Raw genomic sequence first — 25,022 nt, forward strand, 5'->3', positions numbered from 1 at the left:
GGCCCCGGGAAGAAAATCCCGGGGAAATGAGTTCAAAGTTCAATTCGTGGCAGGGAAAACTTCGGAAGTAACCGGAGTCAGATACCAATCTTGGTTCGTGTTTCCGGAGGATTCATACCAAGGTTTGAAAGAAGGATACGATTTACGAATATCCGTGCTTTCATAAGGCCAGAGGAAATTTCCGGGAACCAAAAGCGCCCATGGAAATCCGGTAGAATCCAGATAGAGATCCTTTCCGTTCGCGTCGAAATATCTTTTCGGAAAGTGAATCTCCTTATTGGTGTTGATGACTTTTACGAACGTATCATACGGAGCGGGTCCTAAACTCACGCGATTGATCGCGTTTTGTAAGATCACTTCTAAGTTCGCCGATTTTCCTTTTTTGAAAACCGTATTCGATCTGGAAGAGTTCGAGTTTTGGATCGTCGTATTGGATCTAGGAAGAATTTCCAGAGAAGAAATCGCAGAATCGTTTCCGCCCGTATTGGATTCCACGGTGGTTCCGTCGAAACCGTATCTTGTCAAAGCGTATGAAGATGCGGTAACTCCCGGAATCGTAAGATGAAGAGTGTGGTTGTAACCCGCGCCCTTCGCTACGTGAACGAAGTTTGCGCGCACTCTTGACACTTCACCTTTCGCGTTCCAATCCTCTTCAAAGACGACTCTTGCGTTGTAATCGTTAAAGTCCGCGTCCCCTTGTGCGGGATATAAGTCTTCGAAAGAAATCGTATAATAACCTTCGGTCGGATAACGGAACGTAGACGCACGAGTCGCGTCGTTGGGATATGCGTCGTCTTTGTCCGCAATTCCGTCCCCGTCGCTATCGGGATAAGCTACGTTGCTGTTCCCCTTGATGACCACGGTGATTCTTCTGGAAATGCTGTAAGAATTGATGATTTCGATTTCGGCTTCGTAGAGTTGTCCGAAAGCTTCCACTTTCAGAAAAACCTTACGAGTCGCTTCGTCGATGGTGAAACTTCCCTTAACTTCCCCGTTTTCGGAAGTGGCCGCTCTGAAGATGGACTTCTGCGCGGTGTTATCTATATTAAAAATTTGTACTAAACTTCCGGAAATCGGAGATTCCGGACTCAGAACCTGAATGTTTACGTTCACCGTTTTGGTCGTATCGAACACGAAATCCACGGGTGCTGTTTCGTCGTTGATCACGATGCTAAATGGTTGTTCTCCGTCCGGAGCCGCGGAAGGATTGGGCTGAGTTGCGCTTAAAAGCCAAAGAAGGTTGGGATCCTGCGAGTTCGTGCAGGCATTCGCTCCAAAAAGAAGAACCCCTCCCACCAGAACCACACTCGCTAATTTTAGAAAGCCTTTCATCGATCCCTCCGGCATGTAGCCTTAACGAGTTTTATTCTCGCATGGGGCCAAAGGAGAGACAATAATCCGAAGTGACTATTTTGTTAAGCGAACAGGTATAAAGCGAAATGAGAAATTTATTTCATAACTGACGAAAAGCTGGCTTTTAGTGACGAAAAAAAATTCTTACGACTTTTTATAAAAACGTATTCAAAAAACGTTTTATATCGTCGTTGTTCTTCGGAAGTTTAGCCGGCTAAACTCGTTCGCCGATTTTATCTCGTACTCGCGAGAAAGTTTTCGAGCGCCTTGGTTCTGAAAGAATGGAAATCTCCCGAACTTCCGAACTTGCAGAACTGGAGAATCTTTTCCGGAATCTCGCTGTACTTCGCTTCCTCGTTGTTGATCTTGATCATCATATCTCCGATATAGATCGGATAGATGTAAGGCGCGAATTCCTCGTCCACACTCAACGGTCTGTGATGGTATTCCATCGCCTTTGCGTAAATGTCCGGGAAGTTCCATTTTTCGGCGATCAGCGCGCCGACTTTTGTATGAGTAATTCCTAATGCGGCTTCTTCCATCGAAACGGCGGATGCGATTTCCTTGGAAGCCGAGATTTTGCCGATGCTCTTCATCGTTCTTTCTTCCAAGGAAAGAAGGATGATTTCTCCGATGTCGTGTAACAATGCGGCGGACATCAGGTTGCTTACCGTGTCCTTGGGAAGATTCATCCTGTTCGCGACAAGTTTGCAATAGAACGCGCACTGATTCGATTTTTCCCAGATGGAAAGAAACGCGGGGAACTTATCTTCCAAGATCTGTTTGGTTCCGAGTGAATAAAGAAGTTGATTGAGTTCTTTGAGTCCGATGAGTTGGATCGCTCTGTCCAAGGATTCCACTTTGTTCGCTCGGATGAACGCGGCGGAATTTGCAAGTTTTAGAATATTCGCGGAAAGAGCCACGTCCTTCTTGATCGTTTCCGCGATTTGTCCGATGGAAGAATTCGGTCTTTCGATCATCGCTTGGATATCTTGGATCGACTTCGGAAACGTCGGAAGTCCGTCTATGTTCTTGATGATGTCCTGAGTCTTTTGTAACTGAAGATTCTCTTTCGTGATGTTGAGAGGAATGTCTATGATTACGCTCGTGTTGTTTCCTTGACTTTCGATCTTATAAGAGGTGGCGGAAAGTCCGTCGTTCTTCAACATGATCAGCGACATGATCAGTCCGAGTCCCGCGCCTTCGGTTTCGTCGCCGGCTTCCATAAACGCTTCCGCGAGATCGCTGTAAACTTTTGACTTCTCGATTCTTTGATTGATTCTTTCCACTTCGGTAGGACTGAGTTTGACGTTGTTCATCACTCGGATGCGAATCATGTCCTTGTTGTGGATAAAGGAAACTAGAACTACGAAATTATTCTTAAAAAGAAGTTCTTCGTATTTTTCCTTGTTATCGATGTATTTCTTTTTGAAACCTAAAATCTTTTGTTTATAAACTTCGGGGTTGTGAATGTCGGCTTCCATCTCGCGGAAATAAATTCTTTTGATGTTCGCCTTGATCGAGTTGGCGATCGTTTCCTTTAAGGTCGCGAACACGGAGTCCCTTACGTAGATGATATCGAGCTGTAACAGATAACGATCCAAGGTTCTGCTGATGATCGAATCCACGTTCTCGGTGAGATTGTGAAATCTATAATGAACGGGAGAATTTTCGAGTACTGGATGATTGAGATCTTTCAGATTGCTGTAGAGACCGAGGTCTCTATGATGATGGAGCTCTAACGTTTTGCTCTGACTCATATACTTTGATTCTTCCGGTTGCGTTCTTTTCTTGTCAAGTCATCGGAATTTCTTCGCAAGAAATCTTGGAAAAATATTTCCAATTCTATTCTATTTTTTCGATATAGGAAATAAATTCTTTGTTTAAATTTTAACATTTTATTCCGTCTCATCACGAATCTCCGATCCGATAGCCGTTCTTCATTTATCTTCCTTCATTCGATCCAAGGTAGTTTTCTTTGACGTTCGTTCCTTATCGGAATCGAAATCCAAAACAACTCGATAATCTTCTTGAAGAACTCGTCCATTTCCATGTCTCATTAAAAAATCGACGGATAACGTCTAACGTTAGGGAGATTTGCTGAATTCTTAAACGGATTCGACGGAAACTTTGGAAGGCTTTCGATTCTCCCCAAAAAGGGGGATCGGGGGAACGTCTTCGAAGAGGTCTTGGGTCTCTTAAGGGACAGACAAAAGGGCCTCATAAAAGAATTGCTTTCCGATTCCGCGATGATAGAATGAGGCCGCCCGAATCGGGCTCGTTTCCCGAAAAAAAATCTCTGTAACTAGATTAAGGAGCTACTTCCGATGCCAACTTTACAGGAATCTCCGGTAAAAATACCGAATTCTAACCAGACTCCAAACTTTCCGCCTTTAGATAAGGCAGAGATTGAACGTGTGTTCAAGCTCCAGAAACAGCATTTTCATAAAGTTATGAAACTCACCTCCGCGAGCCAGCGGATTGATCGTTTGAAAAAATTGAGACAGGCCATTTTCAAATACACTCCCGAAATCGAAAAAGCGGTGAATTCCGATTTTCGCAAACACGCAAGGGAAGTGGACATCACGGAAATTATGCCTTCGATTTCCGAAATCAACGACGCGATCCATCACGTTCGCAAATGGATGAAACCGGTTCACGCGAAAACTCCGATGACCTTGTTCGGATCGAAAAGCCAAATCCTCTACGAACCTCGCGGAGTTGTGTTGATCATCGGACCTTGGAATTATCCGTTTTATCTTACGTTTGCTCCTCTTGCCGCGGCCATCGCGGCGGGCAATACGGTTTTGATCAAACCTTCCGAGTTCACTCCGGCAACAACCGAAATCACTCAGAAGATCATCAGCGAAGTTTTTCCAAAAGAAGAAGTTGCGGTTTTCGCGGGAGACTATCAGGTTTCCGGCGCGCTTATGGAACTTCCTTTGGATCATATCTTTTTTACCGGAAGCACTCAGGTAGGAAAGATCGTAATGACCGCGGCGGCGAAACATCTTACCAGCGTTACTCTCGAGTTAGGCGGTAAGTCTCCGGCGATCATCGATCGTAGTGCGGATCTGAAAAAGGCCGCTAAAAAACTCGTTTGGGGAAAAGTTTTGAACGCGGGACAAACCTGCGTAGCTCCCGATTATCTGTTGATTCCGAACGATCTCATCAAACCTTTCGTGGAAGAAGCGAAAGCGGTTGTTAAGGATTTTTACGGCAAGGACGGAAAACCTCTGAAGGAGAATGCGGACTTCTGTAGAATCATCAACGATCGTAACTTCAACCGAGTTTCCGGTTATATTCACGAAGCGGTGGAGAAGGGCGCGAAGATCGAAATGGGAGGGGATACGGACGCTTCTCAAAACTACATCGAGCCTACTCTTCTCAGCAACGTACCAGACAATTCGAATATTATGGAAGATGAAATCTTCGGACCGGTTCTTCCTATGATTCCTTACACGAACCTGGACGAAGCGATCGAAAAGATCAACTCCAGACCGAAACCTTTGGCTCTCTACATCTTCGGTAAAAAAGAACGTGCGATCAAAAAGATTCTTAAGGAAACTTCTTCCGGCGGGGCCGCGGTTAACGATGTGATTCTTCATCTCGCGAATCCGAATCTTCCTTTCGGCGGAGTGAATCATTCCGGTCACGGAAGTTATCACGGTTATTTCGGATTTAAGGCATTCTCACACGAACGTTCCGTTCTAAGACAAGCCGCTTTGAGTTCGATCGATTTGATGTATCCGCCTTACACCAATTTTGTGAAACGTCTCGTTTCCTTGACGAAAAAGTTTCTCGTTTGATCGGATAAGAATATCGGGGATTCGATTTCGAATCGAATTCCCTTGAATTTTGAAATCCTTTGAGACTTCGCCTTCGGGCCTTGTTTCAAAGGATTTTTTATTGGAAAAACATCGGAAGAGAATCGGAGGTTTATGTCTAAACGTTTTTTGCTGAATGGAATTTTAGGATTTATATTCTTTCTTTTTATCGCTTGTATCGGAGGAGCTTGGTATTTTGCGGAAGTATTGCTTCATCCAAGACCGCCGCACAAATGCAAACCGGAACATTACATTTTTTGCAACGATCCGAAAGCGGATCTGGACTTAAATTACGAAAACGTAAAATACAAAACCTCGGACGGGATGGAAATCTCCGCTTGGTGGGTTCCTGCGAATCGCCCGAGCGATAAGGTTATGATTTCGATTCATGGAAGAGGTGCGACAAGAAGAGAAGGTCTGCGTTATGTGAAATTGTTCCACGATCAGGGAATCAACGTGATTCTTCCCGATCTAAGAAACTGCGGAGAAAGTCAAAAGTCCTTTAGTTCCATGGGATTTCACGAACGAAAGGATCTGCAAGCGACCTTGGATTTCGTAAAGAACAAGGGAATGAAGTCCACGGGCATTCTCGGGTTTTCCATGGGAGCCGCGACCTCCATTCTTTTTATGGCGGAACAACCCGAGATCAAGATCGGAATTTTTGATTCCGGCTTTGCGGACTTCGTCGAAGTGGTTTCTTTCGTCGCCAAACGCGACTTCGGTTTACCGAAATATCCTTTGCTTCCTTTTGTGATTTTCTTTTACGAAACGAGGGGGAATTTGGAAACGGACGATCTTTCTCCCGAAAAGGTAATCGGATCGATTTCTCCAAGACCTGTTTTGATCTTTCACGGAACCGCGGATAACGGAGTTCCTTACGAACACGGGCTTCGTTTGGAAAAGGCGGCCAAGGAACCGAAAGAATTGGTAACCGTGGAAGGCGGAGAACATACAAAACTCTGGCAGAAAGACGAAAAACTCGTCTCTTCGAAGATTCTTCAGTTAATTCAAAAATTATGATATTCTAAAATTCTCCGCTACCGATCGGAAGCGGAGAATTTTGTTCGAAAGGGAATTCTATTTTTGTAATATCTCTTAAAGCGCCGCGTTTGCCGCGGCAAGCGCCGCCGCGTAATTCGGTTCCGTTCCGATTTCGGGAACCAATTCCACATAACGCACCGTATCCGTTTTATCCACTACGAACACCGCTCTTGCCGAAAGTCCTTTTAACGGACCGTCCGCGATATGAGTTCCGTACGCTTTCGAAAACGAAAAGTCTCTGTACTGAGAACCTGTGACGAGATTGGGAGAATCGATTCCTTCCGTGGAACAAAAACGTTTCATCGCGAACGGAAGATCTCCGGAGATGATTAAGGTTGCGATTCCGGAAAGTCCCGCCGCTTTTTCGTTAAACACTTTGGTTTCGATCGCGCAAACGGAAGTGTCCAAACTTGGAACGGCCACGAGAATTTTCACTTTTCCCGCATAGTCTTTGAGACCGAATTCGGAAAGATCCTGTTTGATCGCTTTGAATTCGGGTGCCTTATCGCCGGGAGCGGGAACTTTACCTTCGAGCGGAATCGGATTGCCTTTGAGTGTGACTTGTGCCATTTGGGTTTTCCTAAGTAAGATTGGATTTAAGGAATAGAATTAAAAAATTGCTTGCAAAAGGAAAGAAGTTTCCGGCAAGTTGGAGGCAGAACTCATTTTTATGAATCTCAACCGCGTAGCAAAACAAGTATCTCTTAGCGTCACCGTCATGGTGTGGCTCGTGCTTGTGGTGGTCGTCTGGCCACCGGGACCCCGCTTTACGCTGTAGAGATTTACTTCAGGCGCAATCCTAAGAAAAGCCTCCTCCGGTGTAAAGCCGGGGGAGGCTTTTTTATTTTAAGGCGGTCGTTTGGAATGAGATCGGAATCAAAAAGTTCGCAAGGAAACGAGTTATGAATATAAACGGAGCGGAATTGATCATTCGATTTTTGGAATATGCAGGAATCGAAATCGTGGCAGGTATTCCGGGAGGCGCAAGTCTTCCCATCTACGACGCGTTACACGGAAGTAAGATCCGCCATATTCTCGCGAGACACGAACAAGGCGCGGGTTTTATCGCGGGTGGAATGGCGAGGGCGAGCGGCAAACCCGCCGTTTGTATCGCTTCTTCCGGTCCCGGTGTTACGAACTTAATCACCGCGATCGCTGACGCGAAGATGGATTCGATTCCGTTGATCGCGATCACGGGTCAGGTTCCCGTTTCGTTGATCGGAACCGATGCGTTTCAAGAGATAGACACTTTGAGTCTGTCGATCCCCGTCACAAAAAGAAGTTATCTCGTAAAAAACGCGGAGGATCTGATCACCATTCTTCCCCAAGCTTGGAAAACCTCGATCGAGGGAAGGCCCGGCCCCGTTTGGATCGACGTTCCCAAGGACGTGGCCTCAGCAAGGATAGAATGGGACGAACAAAAAGAAAAAGAATTCTGGAATATTCAAAAAACTGAATTTATTTTGAAGATCGAAAAAAACTGGAAGGCCGATTTCGCGAGAATGTTGTCCGAATCGAAACGACCCGTTTTTTACATCGGAGGCGGTCTCAACCGCCCTTTATCCGCTGAACTTTTCGGAATTCTTCAGGAACGTTTGAACTTTCCCGTGGTTTCCACGTTGATGGGACTCGGAATCTGCAAGGACGATCATCCTGAATTTTTGGGAATGCTCGGAATGCACGGTTCCAGAGCCACGAACCTTGCTTTGGAAGAAGCCGATCTTTTGATCGCGCTCGGAGTTCGTTTCGACGATCGCGCCACCGGTAAGTTGAACGAGTTTTGTCCGAACGCGAAAATCGTTCACGTCGACATAGACGCGACCGAAATCGGTAAATTAAAAAATCCTAATTTATATTTGAAACACGAGATCGAGGATTTTATCAGACAGATTCTGGAAGAGGAATATTCTTCCGTATATGTCGCCAAGGAAGAATGGTTGGATCGCGTTCAAACCTTGAAGACGTTATACGACTTTCCGATGCCCGATGAAAAAGATTTCTTACATCCTTTTAAGATCCTCAAGGACGTGGGAGAAATTTTAAAAGATAAGGCGATCGTGACCACGGATGTGGGTCAGCATCAGATGTGGGCCGCTCAATACTATCCGTTTCAAAAACAAGGATCTTTGCTGACCTCGGGGGGACTTGGAACGATGGGTTTCGGACTTCCCACCGCGATCGGAGCCGCTCTTGTTTCGCCCGGAAAAAGAATCGTTTGTGTTTCGGGAGACGGTTCGATTCTGATGAACGTTCAGGAACTCGATACGTTACGCGAGCTCGATCTGGACGTTACCGTTCTTCTGATGAACAACGGACATTTGGGGTTGGTAAGACAACAACAGGAATTGTTTTTCTCGTCCCGTTTCTCCGCGTCTCGATTTTCGATGCCGACGAATTTCTTAAAGATCGCGTCCTCGTTCGGAATTCCTTCGTTCTCTTTAAACGGAGAATCTTCCCCATACGAAGTTTTGGAGGAGGCTTTGAACCGCAAAGGGCCTTCCTTCGTGATGTTGCAGGTCGCTCCCGAGTTACACGTTCTTCCCATGGTTCCGCCCGGTAAGCCGAACCGCGAGATGATCCATTAAAATATTAGAATATTAAAACATAGAATAGGAGTTCATATGACGTTTCAGGAAAACAAAAAGGAAAAGAATTATACATATAACATCGCGTCCGAAGAGGGCGCCGGGGCGATTCTGCGTTTGATCGGGATCTTATCGCGCAAGTCGATCAATTGGAAGGATTGGCGCCTCTGGCGCAACATAGAGAACAAAACCCAAGACATTCATATCGTGATTCAAACCGGGGAACCGGAAAAAATTCTGAACTTGTTCCGGAGCATTCCGGAAATAACAGGGGTCCACTATGTCGAATCGGATTTCGAATCTGAAACAATACCTCAACTCTCTGCCGGAAAAACCGGAGAGCAACCCGTTTCCGTTATGTGAAGAGGAAACGGAATCATTTCTATTTCGCTTAACAAAAAAGTATTCCGGATGTTTTCTTTTGGAAAGTCATCCGGGATATCCGGATAATTACCGTTATTCGATCTTCGGCTTTGCGCCTTCCTTTCGCTTTCGGGGTTATCCCGGAAAACTGGTCCTCGACCGAGAAACCATTCCGGTTTCCAATCCTTACAAAACCCTTAGGGAATTATTTCCCACAAAGCGGGATTCCAAAAAATACCGGGGCGGTCTTGTGGGTTATCTCGGTTACGATTCTTCGGTTCTTTTCGAACCCGTAACCGATCTGCGTCCACGCGAAGGATATCCTCTATTCTCTTTCGGTTTGTATCTGGACGGGATCGTGATCGACCATCTCACGGGTTCCGCGGAATACTTTTACTATTCCCAAAATCGAATCGAGGAATTGATCTCCTTATCGGAATCGAAAGAAGAAGTTCTTCGCGACACAGCGGTCAGTTCCTTGGGATTCTCCAAAACAAAAGAAGAATATTCTAATATGTTTGATCGTACGCGAGAAGAGATTCTCGCCGGGAACACGTTTCAGTGTCAGATCGGTTTCGAAGAAAAATTCGAGATCGAGGGAAGTCTCGTTCCGATTTACGGAAATTTAAAAAAGGGAAACCCTTCCCCTTATCTTTTCTTTTACAAGGACGAAGAAATCGAAATGTTCGGTTCGAGTCCGGAGCTTTTGTTTTCTCATAAGGATAGAATCGCAGAAACGTATCCGCTTGCCGGAACGTATCCGAGAGGCGCAAGTCCAGAAGAAGACAAGATTCTGACCGGAAAATTGTTAAGCGACAAAAAGGAAATCGCCGAACATTCCATGTTGATCGATCTACACCGAAACGATTTGAGCCGAGTTTGCGAAAGAGGAACGGTGCGACTCAGAAAAGAATTCGAAATTCTGAAGTTCGCACACGTGCAACACATCACGAGCGAGGTTTTCGGAATTCTAAAGGTGGACGAGGATTCTTTCGGAGGACTCGAATCCGTATTTCCCGCCGGAACGTTGACCGGAGCGCCGAAGGTGGAATCCGTCAAACTGATCCGCAAAACGGAAGGGGACGATCGCGGACCCTACGGAGGAGTTCTCGGATATTTCTCTTTGGACGGAAGTTCCCAGTTCTGCATATTAATCCGAAGTCTTTACAGATCGGGGACGAGGGCGTATTCGAGGGCGGCTTCGGGTATCGTTTTGGATTCCCAGAAAGAATTAGAATATCAAGAAATTCTAAATAAACTCAAGGCAGTCAGAAGATCCATGGAGGAATTCCTAAGATGAAACGTTGTATAGTGATAGACCATTACGATTCCTTTACGTTCAATCTCGTACATCTTTTGGAGGAAAGTCTGGAGAATTCCTCCGAACGTTTCGAGCTGATCGTTTTTAGACAGGATGAGGTCGGATTAAACGAGATTCTTTCCCGAAATCCGACGCACATTCTACTTTCTCCGGGGCCGGGTCATCCCGAAGATCCGGAATATTTTGGCGTTTCCGAATCGATTCTTAGATTAAGAAACCCTTATATTAGGATTTTCGGTGTTTGTCTCGGAATGCAGGGAATCGTCACTTCCTTCGGCGGACGTTTGCAAAGATCCAAGGTTCCGTATCACGGTAAAACTTCGGATATCACACATGATCGTCTCGGGATTTTTTCGGAAATCCCGGATCGAATTCGAGTGATGCGTTATCATTCTTTGGAAAGTGTGGAAAATTCTTTACCGGATTGTTTGGAAGCGACCGCCAAGGTTCAAACGAATGACGAGAATTCGGTTCTTATGGGAGTCAGACACAAAACACTTCCCATCGAAGGAGTTCAGTTTCATCCCGAATCGTTCGCTACGGAGTGCGGTAAGAAGATGATCGAGAATTTTTTGAAGTAAGAGAAACGTTTATAACTTCGAAGAATTCTTTTTGGAAAGATAACTGTTGATTAAATCGGCGATCTCTTCCTTACGGAAGGGTTTGCTGATATAGTCGTCCATTCCGGAAGCGATACAATTCTCTCGATCCGCCGGGCTCGCGTTAGCTGTCATCGCGATGATGTAGGGTCGAAGAGATTGATTCGTGTGTGTGCTAAGGATTTTCGCGGTGTCGATTCCGCTGAGCTCGGGCATCTGTATATCCAAAAACAAAACGTCGGTTTCGTTCGTTTCGATATAATGTAACGCTTCGATTCCGTTCGGAACTACGATCGGTTTATATCCTAGTTTTTCGAGAATTCTTCGGATCAACATCTGATTGATCTCGTTGTCTTCCGCGACTAAAATTTTCAAGTCTTCCACCGGGTTTCCGTTCGTCGTAAAGTTTAACTTCTTGGGTTCTAAACTGAGTTCCGCCGTTTCTGCGCGAAGAAGTTTTCCCGAAATTTCAAACACACTTCCTTTGTTGATCACGCTTTGTGCCGTCAGTTTTAGATTCATCATCTCCGCGAGACTTTTGCTGATTGCAAGACCGAGTCCAGTTCCGCCGTATTTTCTGGAAACGGAAGTGTCCGCTTGTGTGTAAGCCTGAAAGAGTTCGTTGAGTTTTAGTTCCGGAATTCCGATTCCAGTATCTCTAACTCGGATGTGGATATCGTGTTGTTCCTCGTATGTTTCGAAGTCGAGTTCGATGTGAACGCTTCCTCTTTCGGTGAACTTAAACGCGTTGGATATGAGATTGACGAGAATCTGTTTGAATCGGTTCGGATCGGCGTAGACGATCAAGGATTCGGGAATTTCGCCCTTGAGTTTGAATTCTATCTTTTTGCGTTTTGCGTCCGCTTCGAAAAGGGAGAATACGTCCTTCAGAAGATCGATCAGATTGAAAGAGATGATCTCGATCGTCATATGAGCGGATTCTAATTTAGAAAAATCTAAAATGTCGTTTAACAAACTGAGCAGAAGGCTTCCGCTTCTTCGGATCGTGTCCACGTATTCCTTTTGTTCGTGATGAAGATCCGTTTCGGACAAAAGACTCGCGACTCCCAAGATTCCGTGGACTGGAGTTCTGATTTCGTGGCTCATGTTCGCGAAAAATTGGCTTTTCGAATTCTGAAGTTCCTCTTCCTTCTTGCGAATTATGATCAGTTCCCGATTTTTTTTGATCAGTTCGAAATTCGCGATGATTTGATTCGAAAGAACCTTAAGGATGATCCTTTGTTTCTGATCGAGTCGTTTCGGTTTTTGATCGATGACACACAACGTTCCTATGTTGTAACCGTCCGGAGTTTGTAAAGGTGTTCCCGCGTAAAAACGTACGTAAGGATGGCCGAGAACACTCGGATTGTTTTTGAATCTCGGATCCAAGAGGGCGTCTTCGATTTCGAGGATCTCGTCCTGCATGATGGCGTATTGACAGAATGAATCGCTTCTCGGGGTTTCTTCGTCGTCCAATCCCAGTTTCGATTTGAACCACTGCCGGTTCATGTCGATCAATGAAATCAATGCGATGGAACTATCGCAGATATAAGCGGCGATCTGAGTCAGGGAATCGAATTTTTCCTCGGGGGCCGTGTCTAAAACTTGGTAAGAATTTAATGCGACAAGCCTTTCTTTTTCGTTGGCGGGAACCGGTAGGGATTGATTATCTTTTGTTTCCACGAAAACACGAACCGGGAACATTCTTCTTAAAAAATTAATTTAGGCAAGATTAATTTAAGAATCTAAATCCGTATGATCTGAAAATGTTTCGGAGAGCCGCATCCGTTTCGATATAAACAATTCTGCAACTGTCTCATTTCCTTACAAATTCTTCCGCGAATCCCCGCCCCGAGTGCCCATTCGCCGAAATGATACGGAAATTTAAGTTTAGAATGGTTCGTGAACGTTATTTTCGTTCCCTTATCCGAATTTTGAAACGTATAGATGTCTCTCTGATCCACAAAAGAATTTTGAGTTTCCATGATCATTCTCGAATTAGGAATCCATTCTTTCGCGAAATAATTCGCCTTGAGTTTGAAAGGCCCGAAAGAATAAAGTAATTCGAAAGTGGGCAGATGATTTCCGTTGTTTGATGGAAGCGGAGAAACGCTACAAATATCTTCTCCCCAAAAAACGAAGTTTCTAAAATCGGCCACAAATCGAAATGCATCGTCTAAAGAATATGAAACTAAAAAAGTTACAGTAGTGGTTATCATGGTCGCAACCGTTATATGAATTCGAAAAAGAATTTGCACCGTGACCAGAGAGCGAGAGGAGCGCTTGATTTATGAATCTTAGAAAAATTAAAACGATCAGACCTTCGCTGAGAGCGATCGAAGGAGGAGGTTTTCCGGTACGCAGACCGTTCCCCGTTCAAGATCTGATTCAGCTCGATCCGTTCCTGTTATTAGACGAGATGGGACCCGTAGAATACAAACCCGGAAAAGCGATCGGAGCGCCGGATCATCCGCATAGGGGATTCGAAACGGTCACTTATTTATTGACCGGTGAAATGGAACACCGCGATTCTTGGGGGAATTACGGAAAATTAAAATCCGGCGACGTTCAATGGATGACCGCGGGTTCGGGTTTGGTGCATTCCGAAATACCTTCGGACGAATTTCAAAAGACCGGCGGTTGGATGCACGGTTTTCAACTTTGGGTCAATCTACCTTCTTCTCAAAAAATGAGCGATCCGCGTTATCAGGATACTCCTTCGGAAAGAATTCCCGAAGTGGAAACGCCGGACGGTAAAACAAAAGTAAGAGTGATCGCGGGAGAGGTGTTCGGAACCAAGGCGGTGATCGAAACTAAGATTCCGATTTTATACTATCACTTTCATCTGTTGCCGGGCGCGGACGTTACGATTCCAGTTCCGGATTCTTACAACGTGTTCGCTTTTCCTTTTTCAGGAGACGGGGTCTTGCATACCGAACAAGGAACTCAAGCCGTTAAAGAAGGCGATATGGTTTGGTTTGAAAGAAGCGCCGGAGACGTTCGATTCTCCTTGCCCGAGGATGCAAAGAACGGTTGGGAATTTCTTTTGATCGGAGGACAACCCGTGGAAGAACCGGTGGCGAGATACGGACCTTTTGTGATGAACACTCAGGAAGAAATCTATCAAGCCTTCACGGATTTTCAAGCGGGTAAGATGGGAGAGATCCGTTCCTAATCGGGACGGATTTCTTTTTATCGGATTCGTTAATCCGAATCGATTCGGTTTAGGACGTCGACCGGAGAATCTTTTTTAGGGAATTTAAGCCGATTCTCCCCTTGCAAAAGTTTTTGAAAGGGATATGATGAACTTGCAAACCTAAAAATCTGGAGGTGAGCTATGGATCGTTTGAACCATTGGCTTCAAGAACATCGGGATTGGTTGGTCGACTTCCTGCGAATTTATCTCGGAGGAGTTTTAATCTATAAAGGTCTGGAGTTCCTATACGATACGGATGCGTTGATTCGTATGATGGAAATGAACAACGCGCCGATGGCGTCCACGTTACTCGCTCATTACATCGTGATCGCTCATATCTGCGGAGGGATTCTTCTTTTATCGGGATTGTTGACGCGTTTTGCCGCGCTTCTTCAGGTTCCCGTTTTGATCGGAGCGGTGTTGTTCATCCACGGTAAGGAAGGATTTATGGCGCCGGGATCCAATCTTCCTTATGCCGCGATGATTCTTTTACTGCTTTTCCATTTTACCTTATATGGATCGGGAAGAATTTCCGCGGACTACTACATCGAAACTCACAAGAGCATATAAGAAAGGGATCGAGATTTAAAACGCGGCCTTAGTTATTTAAAAGAATAAAGTCGCAAGTTCGGAACGACGGATCGAAGAATTTCTTCGGTCCGTTTTCGTTTCTGCGTCTTATATTTCCAGAGTGCAAAATCGGAAGCCGTATTTTGTATGGAAAGAGATGCGTTTTCATATAAATTCGGGAAAGAATTTTTCGTTATGAGTTCCAAAGAGGAAACAAAAACAAGGATCGCCGTGATCGGGGGAGGGGCCGCCGGTTTTTTCGGCGCGATTCAAATCGCTTCCGAGGGGAATTGTTCCGTTACTCTTTTGGAAAAAGGAAAACAAGTTCTTTCCAAGGTGAAAGTTTCCGGAGGAGGCAGATGTAACGTTACGCACCATTGCCTCGATCCGGAAACGTTGAGTAAGAATTATCCGAGAGGGGAAAGAGAACTGCGCTGGGCCTTTGAAACCTTCGGGCCCAAGGATACGATCCGTTGGTATGAGGAACGCGGAGTTCTTTTAAAAACGGAAGCGGACGGAAGGATGTTTCCGATCACCGATTCTTCCGAAACGATTCTGCAGGCCTTGTTTCAGGAGGCGAAAAAGGTCGGAGTAAAACTCAAAACGGAAACGGAGATTCATTCGGTGACTCCGATGCCCGATTCCACGTTTCAGATCCGACTCAAAACCGGAGAAATATTAGAATTTAATAAAATACTTTTCGCAACCGGTTCCGGTAGAAAGGCCTGGACTTGGTTGCAGGCGATGGGTCATACGATCCTTGATCCCGTTCCTTCTTTGTTTACGTTTAAGATCGAAGATCCCCGTTTTGAAAACTTATCCGGGTTGGCCTTCGAAAAAACGGAATGTTCCCTCGTTGAATTCGGATATTCCCAACTCGGTCCCCTGCTCATCACACATTGGGGAGCGAGCGGACCGGCGATTCTAAAACTTTCCGCAAAAGGAGCCAGGGAACTTTTCGATAAAGAATACGATACGATTCTAAAGGTGAATCTGGTTCCCGGAATGAAAAAGGACGAGGTTCGAAAAAAAATCGAGAAAGAAAAGGAACTTCATCCTTCCAAGGCGATCTCGAATACGCCCGTTCTCGGAATTCCTAGAAGATATTGGGAAAGAATATTAGAAATTCATGCTATAGATTCTTCTAAAAAATGGTCCGGTTTATCTTCGAAAGATTTACACGCGATCACGGAAGAACTTACGGACGCCCGATTTAAAATCTCCGGAAAGGGAGAATTTAAGGACGAGTTTGTGACCTGCGGCGGAGTCAGCCGCAAAGAAGTGAACTTTAAGACTATGGAAAGTAAGGTTGTTCCCGGAATTTATTTCGCGGGAGAAGTTTTGGATGTGGACGGTGTGACCGGAGGTTTTAACTTTCAAAACGCATGGACCACGTCCTACATAGCCGCACAGGGCATTCTCGGCTCGGTTTAAAACGGCCAGGGTTTCGGATAAGAAGAATAACCCAAAAGATTCCCGTCCGGGTCCTTAAAGTATTTCGTATATTCCGTTTCTTGAATCCATTTCGGAAGGGTTTTAACGTCCTCGGATTTTAAAGAGGACACGTCCAAGATCAAAGCTTTGGGACCTTTGACGATTTCATCCGTTTCCAACATAAGAATCGATTCTCCCGCTTGAAACCAAATTGAACGTAAGGAACCGTCTTCGTTTTTATTTTCTTTCAGCTTTTGAAAACCCGGAAGTGTTTCGTAAAATACAGTCAACGAACCTACGTTCGGAGATCCGATCGCGATATGATGAATCATCAAGCCACCAGATCGTTGTAGTTCGGATGTCTGTTTAAAAAAGTCACCACATACGAACAACTCGGGATGATCTTTTTGTTCAGCGAACGCGCCTTGTCCAAAGCCGTGCGAACCAAATCTGCGGCGAGTCCCTTTCCTCTCAGTTCCGAAGGAACGTAAGTCGAAAGAAGATTCCAAACATCACCTTCTTCCCTATAATAAAGATGGGATTCGTGACCGTCGAGAACCGCGAAGAATTTAGATTCCTGTTCCGAGTGAATGACTTCTGTACTCATTCTTCAACTCTAAGATCCGAAAGGATTTAATCAAGACGAAAGGAAGAATTTTGACTTTCAATTTCCGGGAAATAAAAAATTCTAAGCCGTTAAAAACTTCGATAGGACTGGAAATGAACTTGGATTCAACTTCGAAAAACAAAGAAATAATATACGATTACGATTATATCGTCGTTGGCTCGGGCTTCGGAGGAAGCGTATCCGCGCTTAGACTTTCGCAAAAAGGTTATAAGGTCGCCGTGTTGGAATCCGGTAAACGCTGGAATAGTTCGGAATTTCCGAAAACGAATTGGAATCTGCGTAAGTTTCTCTGGTTCCCTAAACTTTTCTGCTTCGGAATTCAAAGAATCAACTTTCTAAACGACGTGATGGTGTTGAGCGGAGCGGGCGTAGGAGGCGGAAGTCTTGTTTATGCGAACACGTTGTATGTTCCGCCCGAACCGTTTTGGAAAAAAACGCTCGTTCAGAGGATGGGAGGTAAGAAGGGAATTCTTCCATATTACGAACTTGCAAAAAGAATGTTGGGCGTAGTGGAGAATCCTCGGACCTGGGAATCCGATCGTTATATGAAGGAGACCGCAAAGACATTCGGAATCGAGAATTCGTTTAACAAAACTCCGGTCGGGGTTCACTTTGGAAAGAGCGGAGTTGATCCTTTTTTCGGCGGAGAAGGTCCAGAAAGAAATTCGTGCAACGACTGCGGCGGTTGTATGGTCGGTTGCAGATACAACGCAAAGAACACATTGGATAAGAATTATCTATACTTCGCCGAAAAAGCGGGTGCGATCGTTTTACCGGAAACGAAAGTATCGAAGTTGATTCCAATGGGAGAAGACGGCTCCGAAGGTTACGAGATTCAAACGGAAACCACAACTTCGTTTTTCGGATCACCGAGAAGAATTTATAAAACAAAAGCCGTTGTTCTTTCCGCGGGAGTTCTCGGAACCTTAGGACTTTTGTTAAAGATGAAGGAAGAGGGAATTCTTCCCAAACTTTCAAAACGATTGGGCGAAGTCGTTCGAACCAACAGCGAGTCCTTGATCGGCGTAACTTTAAACGATAAGAAGGCCGATCTTTCTCATGGAGTTGCGATCACTTCCAGCGTGTTCCCGGACGAACACACACATATCGAACCGGTTCGTTATTCGGACGGAGCCGATGCGATGAACGGTTTGGCCGCGGGCGTTCTTGTAGATGGGGGAGGAAGTATTCCGAGACAACTTCGATTCTTGATCGAAGTTTTAAAACATCCGATTCACAGCATAAGTTTGATGAACCCGATCGGATTTGCAAGAAGAACGATCATTCTTCTCGTGATGCAAACCGTGGACAACAGTATCGAGATCGTTCGTAAAAGAAGATGGATCTGGCCTTTTAAACGAACGCTTTCTTCCACGCAGAAGAATGGAGAGAAAATTCCTACGTATATCCCGATTGCGAACGAGTTTGCTCGCAGGCTTGCGAAAATAACGAACGGAGTTGCAAGAAGTAGTATCAACGAGGCGTTACTCGACATTCCGGCGACCGCACATATATTAGGAGGATGTAATATCGGAGAATCCTCGGACGAGGGTGTGATCGATCTTCAAAACAAGGTATTCGGTTATCAGAATCTGACGATCTGCGACGGTTCTATGATTCCAGCAAACTTGGGAGTGAATCCGAGTCTTACGATCACCGCGCTTTCGGAACGGGCGATGTCCTTTGTTCCTCCTAAGGAGAAGGAAATTCACAGCTTTAAATTTGAGAAGAAGTGGGGAGTGATCGAACTTTTCGGAAAACTAAAATTCTCGGCCGCCAAAACGCCTAAAAAGAAAACTTCGGCAAAATCGAAGGCGAAGAAAAAAAGATAATCAGTATATTCTAAAATACGAATGTTTCCGGAAAACCGTGGATTGTTGTTCCACGGATTTCCGGAAGAATCTCTGATTAATCGAGTTTTTCTTCGATCAAAGAATCCACGGAAGCTTTTCCCGCACCTTTGATAAAAAGAACGACCGAAATTGCGATCAAAAGAATGTGAAATTCGAAACCTTCTCCTTTCTGAGTTCCCGCCCAGTTCATGAAAAAACCGTTTTCCACGTGACCGATAAAAACAGCTCCGAGCATGATGATCCCGACTCCGAAAGCGGATAATCTTGTGAACAATCCAAGGATCAACCCGATTGCGCCGAAAAATTCTCCGATGATTACAAGGAACGCGATCGGTGTAGGAATTCCAACTCCGGTCAAATAACCCATGGTTCCCGTAAAACCGTAACCGCCGAACCAACCGAGAAGTTTTTGAGCTCCGTGTGGGAACATTACAACTCCTGTAACTACTCTGAGAATGAGGGATCCAAGATCCGAATCTGTTTTAAAAAATTTTTGAAGCATTAGTTTCCTCCTAAATGATTCCGGTAATGTATTTATCATTCGACAATCTTCAATGCTGAATGATTTGAATTTAAAGTATTTGGGAATGAACTCCCAACGGTTTGGTATTTTGCAGATTTCATGGAAGTGCGGGAACTCCTCGACGTAGATCCAGAGCCGATTCGCGTTTTGAAGATAAATAGTTTAAATTTAAAGTATAAGGGCGAAGAAAAGATTTCATAAGGTCTTCAATCCAATCTCCTTACAGAAATCACCGAGATCTAAAAGTTGATTCTCCGACAATGGATCAAACTTATCTACGAGAGAATTGAGAATATCCGGAAACGCTTCCTGCACGATCGCGCTTCCTTCCGGTGTGAGATGAATGATGATGTAACGACGATCTTCCTCACTTCGTACCCGTTGCACGAGCTTTCGTTTTTCGAGGTTATCTACGATTTGTGTGATGTTTCCTTCGCAGGAAAAGATCTTTTGGCCGATTTCTTTTTGGCACATCGGACCCAGGTGGTGAAGGGTTTCCAAACATCCGAATTGGCCCGTGGTCAGGCCGTATTTTGAGAATACCTTTTCTTCCAACTGACGAATCGAGTCGGAACAACGGCTCAGCTTGATAAATGCGTTCAAGACCGCCGTTTCTCTGCTATTTCCTTTGTAGTGGGTTCCCATAATACTTCAAACTTGAACTATTATTTCTTAGACGAGGTTTCGGGGTCAACGAGTTTTTTTATTTCAAGATTGTTCCTGTGAAGAGTTCCCGCACTTTGGAAATCGTGTCAGAGCATCCTTTCAGCGGATTTTTGGTCTACGATCTCAAACAAAATCCGGAGGATTTCCAAGTTGAGGAGATTCTTTCCCCGGATTTCCTTCGAAAAACCGGGAAATGGATGGTCTTCCGACTTCGAAAATCCGGTTGGAATACACTCGACGCGCTTTTGAGAATCGCAAAAGAATCCGGGGTTTCCCAAAACGAGATCGGATACGCGGGGAAGAAGGACCGGCATGCGACAACTTCGCAATACATAAGTTGCCAGAGACCTTTGAAGGTCCCGCGGGAACTCTTGCAAGTTTTGCACTTGGACCCGGTCGGTTTTTCCGACAAATCTCTCACCCCAGAGGTGAACGAAGGAAACCGTTTCGTTCTCACGCTCCGGAATCTTTTCGAAAAGGAACTCCAGGCTTTCCAAAACAATTTCGAAAAAGTTCGAGAAACCGGTTTTATGAACTACTACGATTCCCAGAGGTTTAGTCGATTTCATACGGAGTTCCGACTTCCCGTTTTTCCGTTTCTAAAAGGCGATGCGGAAACCTGCCTCAAACTGCTATTGACGGATCCGTATCCCGGAGAAAAAAAACAAGCCCGGGATCGAAAGAAAAATCTACAAGCGGCCTGGGGGAATTGGTCCGAATGCGCAAAACTTTCGGGGAGTAAACTGGAGAATCGAATCTTCTCCTCATTAAAAAGGGAAAGAGTTCCCGCAACAAAAACTTACTCCGATTTGATCCAACAATTTCCCGAAGAAGAATTGTTGATGCTCTTGTCTTCGATGCAATCCCTCGTCTGGAATGAATTCGTTTCCGAACTTTTGATTTCGTCGGAAGAAAGCTCCGGAGTCTGGATCAAAACCACAACCGGCCCTTTGTTTTTTCCGGGACGGTCTTTGATAAAATCTTTGTCTTTATCTCGCAACCTTTCCGTTCCCGGAAGTCCGGGGATTCAAAAGTTAGAATATTCTAAAAATGAAATAGACGTTTTGAAATCCGTTTTAAGCAGAAATGGACTAAAAGAATCGGATTTGGACCGATCCCCGTTTCCAAAAATCAAAATGAATGCTTTCGATCGAACGATCCATGTTCTTCCCGAAAATTTAGAGATCGGCGATTTCGAAGAAGACGATCGAAATCCAGGAAGAAAAAAAGTAAAAATCTCCTTTCGTCTTCCTTCCGGTTGTTATGCGACCATGCTTGTTAAGCGGTTAACGCTCCGCGCAGACATATAACGTAACGTTGTGCGCGTTCGCATCGTCGAAACATTCATAAATTCTAAATTGTTAAGCGACCTCGGAAGGATCCCAACAGGTTCTAAAATTCTCATCCAAAGAATTCAAAGTTTTCATATCCGCTTCCGAAATTTTAAAATCGAAAACCTTTGAGTTTTCGATAATTCTTTCCTTTTTGACGGACTTCGGAATTACAACTATATCCTGTTCGATCGCCCATCGAATCAGAATCTGTGCCGGTGTTTTGCCGTATTTTTTCGCGATTTGAGCGATCTTGGGGTCTTCAATCTTTTGGCCGTGCGCAAGGGGGCTATAAGCTTCCAGTTGAATTTTATGTTTTTTGCAATAATCGAATAAGTCGACCTGATTTAGAAAAGGATGATATTCCACTTGATTGACCGCGGGAGTAATCTGCGAATCCTTCAACAACTCCGCAAGATGAGAGATCGTATAATTGCTGACTCCGATCGATCTGCAAAGTTTATCATGATAGGCCTTTTCCAATTCTTTCCATGAATCCATTCTTTTGGAAGTGACGGGGAAATGGATGAGATATAGATCCACTTGATCGATTCCCAATTTTGTAAGACTCGACTCGAGCGCCTTTCTCGTTTTATCCGATCCTTGATCCGCGTTCCAGAGTTTGGTGGTGATGAAAATTTCCTTTCTTGGAATTCCGCTTTCTCGAATCGCCTTGCCTACGTCTTCTTCGTTGGAATAAATTTTCGCGGTATCGATATGTCGATAACCGGCTTCGAGAGCGTTTAAAACCGCTTCGGTACATTCTTTTCCGGATTTGGTTTTCCAAACTCCGAGTCCGAAGATCGGCATCGAAATTCCGTTGTTGAGAACTACGGATTGATTGAGAGCTTTTTCTGTCATAAAAATTCCTATGATCCTTGGACGATTTTGAAACCGGAACAAAGTTCTTAAAGATAAAAATAGGCGATAAATTCTTTCTTCTTTTACGAATCTTTGGGAAGAATATACTTTAAGATCGTGGATCTTTTTTCTGTTTCTCTTTGGGAAAGAATTGCAAAATTTTTTTCTTTGGGAACTATCATCCACCATGCAATTGAGTACAGTTTTTTCCGATTTAATTCTAAGTCTTGTCGCCCTTTTCGTTGCGTTTCAAATCAGAAGCGCCGCTTCTTACGCGAGAACCGCCGGGTTTTTCGGATTTCTTACCATCGGAGTTTCGGCCGGTTTAGGCGTGATTCACTTTTTAGGAATCGGGATCTTGGATCCTGTTTATCGTTTTTCCGTCGGGCTCGCTTCCTTTGTGGGAGTTCCTTTGATCGGGATCGGTTTCTTTCACATCGGAATCAAGAAGTTGGAAAAGAATTCCCTTTATCCGATCGCGGGAGTATTATTTCTTCTTTATGTGATTTTCGGATACGTTTTTCCTTTCCCGCTTCTGTCGACCGCGTTAGGCGGAATTGCGATGGTCACCGTGATTCTCGTTTGTATCCGTAAGAATTCGGGCGGAACGAAGGTCGCGGCTCTTTACGGAATTTTGGGGGCGATTCTTTTTATTCTCGCGGGACTTGTGATCGGAACAACCGGTTCAAGAGGACCGATTTTGAACGTGGATATCTTTCACGTGGTACTTGCCATCGCGGTTTATTCTTTGAGCGTTTCTCTCAAAAGATTGGGCTGATTTTGGATGAAAACATTAGAATATTCCGTATTTGGAATATTCTAATGTTAGGAAGGAATTTGTTCCGAAACCTGGGTTACCCAGGAAGCGTAGTAGTTCGCAAGCGTTCTTAAAAACATAAGATCCAGTTCGTTTTCGTCTTTGAGGATCTTTACCGCATTCGTAAACTGAAGTCTGAATTCCGTCAACGGGGTCGTTTCCACGATCACACGTTTCATGGAAGGAGCATTGTCCTCCATTCCGTATTCCTGAGCCCATTTTTCGATCAAACTTCCGCAGTTGTATTTTTTGGAAAGTAAAAGCTGGGCCAAAATATGACGAAACATACTTTCGATGGAAATGATCGTGATGTCCTTATGAAGAATCGAAATCTCCGTGATGATCTCGTCTTTTTTATCGATCACCACTTTTGTATTCCCGATCTTGTTGAAAATCTTGGATAAGTCGTTGTAGGCCTTAAAATTCTTCAGAATCGTTTCACGATCCTTCATGTTCACGGTTCTTTCGGTTTCGGGCAGATTCATCTCGTTCAAAATCGTTTCGATTACGAGAAAGATGATGTCGAAAGAAAACTGCGTGGACTTGCCGACCAAATAACGGATCTCGTTTTGAAACGAAGCATGGATCGCACTGAAGAACATTTCCAATTTATCCTGGGATAAGGTCGTGGAAGTCTTATAAAGATTGATCATGTCCTTGGTGAATTTCGCACGATCGAGGATCGGAAACAATTCGGGATGATTGGTATGAGTTCTTAAAAACGTTTCCTTTAAAACCTTAACCGCGCCTTGTCTGACTTCGTCCGTTCTATAAAGAACGCGATACAGAAGAACGGAAAGTTCGCGTGAAGTTTTTTTGGATTTTAGAATCTTTAGATCTGACTCGTCGAGATTCGTAGATTTGAGCGGGTTCTGGCTTTGTGTTTCTGCCATAGGCTTCTTTTTGGAACAATTGGTATGCCAATGCTGATTTGAAAAAAGGAAAAGTAAAGCGAAATTGCCGAGAGACATATATTTACATTGCTTTTTAAACCTTCTCTCATAGTTTACCCGATCGAGATGAAAATTATCGGTTCCGAAAATAAAGTCAACTATGGGGTTTTCGACGGTCCGGTTGAATTTAACTATAAAGAATTTCAACTGCTCGATTTCTTCGGAAAAGAAATTCGCGGCTTAAAGAAGCGTTTTGCGTTTAAAAGATTCAATTACATCGGCATTATCACGGAAGAATTCTTAATCGGATTCGCCGCAGTCAGCCTCGGGTATGTGTATAACGTATTCGCGTATCTTTATCATTATAAGGACGGCATTTTATACGAGTTCGACACGAAAGGGCTCGATATAGGAAGTGGATTGCGATTTCCGGCCAATCCGGACGAATATAAGATAGAGTTTAAAAAGGGTTCTTCCTTTTTGAACGTGGATAAATCGCACTCGAAGGGAAAACTTCAAGTGGACGCGTTTTTGGGAAAAAAACTGCGATTTCGGTTTAACGCGGACTTCGCATTAAAAAGTCATTCTCCCCTAAGGGTTGTAAACCCTTCCGAGCCGACTCATTGGACGTTCACCGAAAAATGTTCTCCTTTGATCCCGACTTCGATAGAACTTTCCTATCAGGACAGACCGCTCGTTTTCGATCCGAAAAAAACCACGATCGTTTACGATTGGTCCGGCGGTTATCTCAGAAGTGAAACGAATTGGTACTGGGCGGCTTTCAGCGCCATTCTTCCCGATAAAACTTCGATCGGCGCGAACTTTGCGGCGCTCGTAAACGAGACTTTCTTTTCCGAAAACGCGTATTGGATCAATCATCAAAGAAGAAGGGTTCCTCGGTTGATTTTCGATTTTTCACAAAAGGATCCGTATAAACCCTGGAGAATCTACGACGAAGAAGGATTGGTAGAACTCGAGTTCAAACCCGAGGGAGAAAGAAAGGACAAGATGAATCTGATCGTGTCCAAATTATACTTCAGACAATTCGTGGGAAAATTCTCCGGAAGATTCCGCAATACGGACGGAAAGGACGTTACCTTTAAGGACGTCTACGGTTTTACCGAATTTCATCGATCGCTTTGGTGAAAACGCACAATCGAT

24 protein-coding genes are annotated in these 25,022 nt (G+C 44.5%); 13 read left to right on the top strand and 11 right to left on the bottom strand.

Annotated elements, in window-relative coordinates:
• Nucleotides 1-39: 39 nt before the first annotated feature.
• Both CH367_RS03100 and CH367_RS03105 read right to left on the bottom strand, forming a co-directional pair.
• Nucleotides 40-1,332: an LruC domain-containing protein gene (locus tag CH367_RS03100; RefSeq protein WP_100761009.1), complete on the bottom strand. Its 1,293-nt coding sequence runs from the start codon at nt 1,330-1,332 to the stop codon at nt 40-42.
• 254 nt (nt 1,333-1,586) lie between these two features.
• A complete protein-coding gene (locus tag CH367_RS03105) occupies nt 1,587-3,113 on the bottom strand; it encodes an HDOD domain-containing protein (RefSeq protein WP_100761010.1) in 1,527 nt (508 codons plus the stop codon).
• Between the two features lie 567 nt (nt 3,114-3,680).
• Between CH367_RS03105 and CH367_RS03110 the strand changes: the two genes are divergently transcribed.
• Together CH367_RS03110 and CH367_RS03115 are read left to right on the top strand one after the other, a co-directional pair.
• Nucleotides 3,681-5,162 carry an aldehyde dehydrogenase family protein gene (locus CH367_RS03110; RefSeq protein WP_100761011.1) on the top strand — a complete coding sequence of 494 codons (1,482 nt, stop codon included), beginning with the start codon at nt 3,681-3,683 and terminating at the stop codon, nt 5,160-5,162.
• A gap of 132 nt (nt 5,163-5,294) precedes the next feature.
• Complete coding sequence (locus CH367_RS03115) at nt 5,295-6,200, top strand: alpha/beta hydrolase (protein WP_100761012.1); 906 nt, start codon at nt 5,295-5,297, stop codon at nt 6,198-6,200.
• 75 nt (nt 6,201-6,275) lie between these two features.
• Here the strand turns inward: CH367_RS03115 and tpx are convergent, their stop codons facing one another.
• Entirely contained in the window at nt 6,276-6,791 is a 516-nt protein-coding gene (gene tpx / locus CH367_RS03120; RefSeq protein ID WP_100761013.1) for a thiol peroxidase, read from the bottom strand.
• A gap of 332 nt (nt 6,792-7,123) precedes the next feature.
• Between tpx and ilvB the strand changes: the two genes are divergently transcribed.
• From ilvB to CH367_RS03140, 4 genes are read left to right on the top strand one after another with little or no spacing between them, the layout of a single operon-like run.
• Nucleotides 7,124-8,806 carry a biosynthetic-type acetolactate synthase large subunit gene (ilvB, locus tag CH367_RS03125; RefSeq protein WP_100761014.1) on the top strand — a complete coding sequence of 561 codons (1,683 nt, stop codon included), beginning with the start codon at nt 7,124-7,126 and terminating at the stop codon, nt 8,804-8,806.
• 36 nt (nt 8,807-8,842) lie between these two features.
• Nucleotides 8,843-9,169, top strand: a complete 327-nt coding sequence (locus CH367_RS03130; RefSeq protein WP_100761334.1) for a hypothetical protein — start codon at nt 8,843-8,845, stop codon at nt 9,167-9,169.
• A complete protein-coding gene (locus CH367_RS03135; protein ID WP_100761015.1) occupies nt 9,087-10,469 on the top strand; it encodes an anthranilate synthase component I family protein in 1,383 nt (460 codons plus the stop codon). The genes CH367_RS03130 and CH367_RS03135 overlap by 83 nt, the downstream gene beginning before the upstream one ends.
• Nucleotides 10,466-11,071: an anthranilate synthase component II gene (locus CH367_RS03140; RefSeq protein ID WP_100761016.1), complete on the top strand. Its 606-nt coding sequence runs from the start codon at nt 10,466-10,468 to the stop codon at nt 11,069-11,071. Before CH367_RS03135 ends, CH367_RS03140 begins: the two co-directional genes overlap by 4 nt.
• Before the next feature lie 9 nt (nt 11,072-11,080).
• On the opposite strand, the gene CH367_RS03145 is transcribed toward CH367_RS03140, so the two are convergent.
• Together CH367_RS03145 and CH367_RS03150 are read right to left on the bottom strand one after the other, a co-directional pair.
• Nucleotides 11,081-12,772, bottom strand: a complete 1,692-nt coding sequence (locus CH367_RS03145) for a GAF domain-containing hybrid sensor histidine kinase/response regulator (RefSeq protein WP_100761335.1) — start codon at nt 12,770-12,772, stop codon at nt 11,081-11,083.
• A gap of 62 nt (nt 12,773-12,834) precedes the next feature.
• Nucleotides 12,835-13,308, bottom strand: a complete 474-nt coding sequence (locus CH367_RS03150) for an LIC13081 family protein (RefSeq protein ID WP_100761017.1) — start codon at nt 13,306-13,308, stop codon at nt 12,835-12,837.
• 71 nt (nt 13,309-13,379) lie between these two features.
• Here CH367_RS03150 and CH367_RS03155 point away from each other — a divergent pair, with 71 nt between their 5' ends.
• From CH367_RS03155 to CH367_RS03165, 3 genes are all read left to right on the top strand, one after another.
• A complete protein-coding gene (locus CH367_RS03155; RefSeq protein ID WP_100761018.1) occupies nt 13,380-14,264 on the top strand; it encodes a pirin family protein in 885 nt (294 codons plus the stop codon).
• Between the two features lie 162 nt (nt 14,265-14,426).
• A complete protein-coding gene (locus CH367_RS03160) occupies nt 14,427-14,855 on the top strand; it encodes a DoxX family protein (RefSeq protein WP_100761019.1) in 429 nt (142 codons plus the stop codon).
• Between the two features lie 195 nt (nt 14,856-15,050).
• Entirely contained in the window at nt 15,051-16,289 is a 1,239-nt protein-coding gene (locus CH367_RS03165) for a BaiN/RdsA family NAD(P)/FAD-dependent oxidoreductase (protein ID WP_100761020.1), read from the top strand.
• On the opposite strand, the gene CH367_RS03170 is transcribed toward CH367_RS03165, so the two are convergent.
• Both CH367_RS03170 and CH367_RS03175 read right to left on the bottom strand, forming a co-directional pair.
• Nucleotides 16,286-16,621, bottom strand: a complete 336-nt coding sequence (locus CH367_RS03170) for a VOC family protein (RefSeq protein ID WP_100761021.1) — start codon at nt 16,619-16,621, stop codon at nt 16,286-16,288. The two genes, CH367_RS03165 and CH367_RS03170, sit on opposite strands and share 4 nt — an antisense overlap.
• Nucleotides 16,621-16,896 (bottom strand): GNAT family N-acetyltransferase, encoded by a 276-nt coding sequence (locus tag CH367_RS03175; protein ID WP_100761022.1) that lies wholly within the window; start codon nt 16,894-16,896, stop codon nt 16,621-16,623. The genes CH367_RS03170 and CH367_RS03175 overlap by 1 nt, the downstream gene beginning before the upstream one ends.
• Before the next feature lie 113 nt (nt 16,897-17,009).
• Here CH367_RS03175 and CH367_RS03180 point away from each other — a divergent pair, with 113 nt between their 5' ends.
• On the top strand, nt 17,010-18,749 hold the full coding sequence (locus CH367_RS03180) for a GMC oxidoreductase (RefSeq protein WP_100761336.1): 1,740 nt from the start codon (nt 17,010-17,012) through the stop codon (nt 18,747-18,749).
• A 76-nt stretch (nt 18,750-18,825) separates the two neighbouring features.
• Here the strand turns inward: CH367_RS03180 and CH367_RS03185 are convergent, their stop codons facing one another.
• Nucleotides 18,826-19,272, bottom strand: coding sequence for a DoxX family protein (locus CH367_RS03185; protein ID WP_100761023.1), 447 nt, complete (start codon nt 19,270-19,272; stop codon nt 18,826-18,828).
• A gap of 216 nt (nt 19,273-19,488) precedes the next feature.
• Complete coding sequence (locus tag CH367_RS03190) at nt 19,489-19,938, bottom strand: MarR family winged helix-turn-helix transcriptional regulator (RefSeq protein ID WP_100761024.1); 450 nt, start codon at nt 19,936-19,938, stop codon at nt 19,489-19,491.
• Nucleotides 19,939-20,033: 95 nt separating this feature from the next.
• On the opposite strand from CH367_RS03190, the gene truD reads away from it, so the two are divergent.
• Nucleotides 20,034-21,269 (top strand): tRNA pseudouridine(13) synthase TruD, encoded by a 1,236-nt coding sequence (gene truD, locus CH367_RS03195; protein WP_100761337.1) that lies wholly within the window; start codon nt 20,034-20,036, stop codon nt 21,267-21,269.
• A gap of 51 nt (nt 21,270-21,320) precedes the next feature.
• On the opposite strand, the gene CH367_RS03200 is transcribed toward truD, so the two are convergent.
• Nucleotides 21,321-22,151, bottom strand: coding sequence for an aldo/keto reductase (locus CH367_RS03200; protein WP_100761338.1), 831 nt, complete (start codon nt 22,149-22,151; stop codon nt 21,321-21,323).
• A gap of 187 nt (nt 22,152-22,338) precedes the next feature.
• On the opposite strand from CH367_RS03200, the gene CH367_RS03205 reads away from it, so the two are divergent.
• A complete protein-coding gene (locus CH367_RS03205; protein ID WP_100761025.1) occupies nt 22,339-22,929 on the top strand; it encodes a hypothetical protein in 591 nt (196 codons plus the stop codon).
• Between the two features lie 47 nt (nt 22,930-22,976).
• On the opposite strand, the gene CH367_RS03210 is transcribed toward CH367_RS03205, so the two are convergent.
• Nucleotides 22,977-23,861, bottom strand: coding sequence for an LIC_13029 family protein (locus CH367_RS03210; protein ID WP_100761026.1), 885 nt, complete (start codon nt 23,859-23,861; stop codon nt 22,977-22,979).
• 126 nt (nt 23,862-23,987) lie between these two features.
• On the opposite strand from CH367_RS03210, the gene CH367_RS03215 reads away from it, so the two are divergent.
• Entirely contained in the window at nt 23,988-25,007 is a 1,020-nt protein-coding gene (locus CH367_RS03215; RefSeq protein WP_100761339.1) for a DUF2804 domain-containing protein, read from the top strand.
• Nucleotides 25,008-25,022 lie beyond the last annotated feature (15 nt).

This window comes from Leptospira barantonii (genome assembly GCF_002811925.1).
Taxonomy (GTDB): Bacteria; Spirochaetota; Leptospiria; order Leptospirales; family Leptospiraceae; genus Leptospira; species Leptospira barantonii.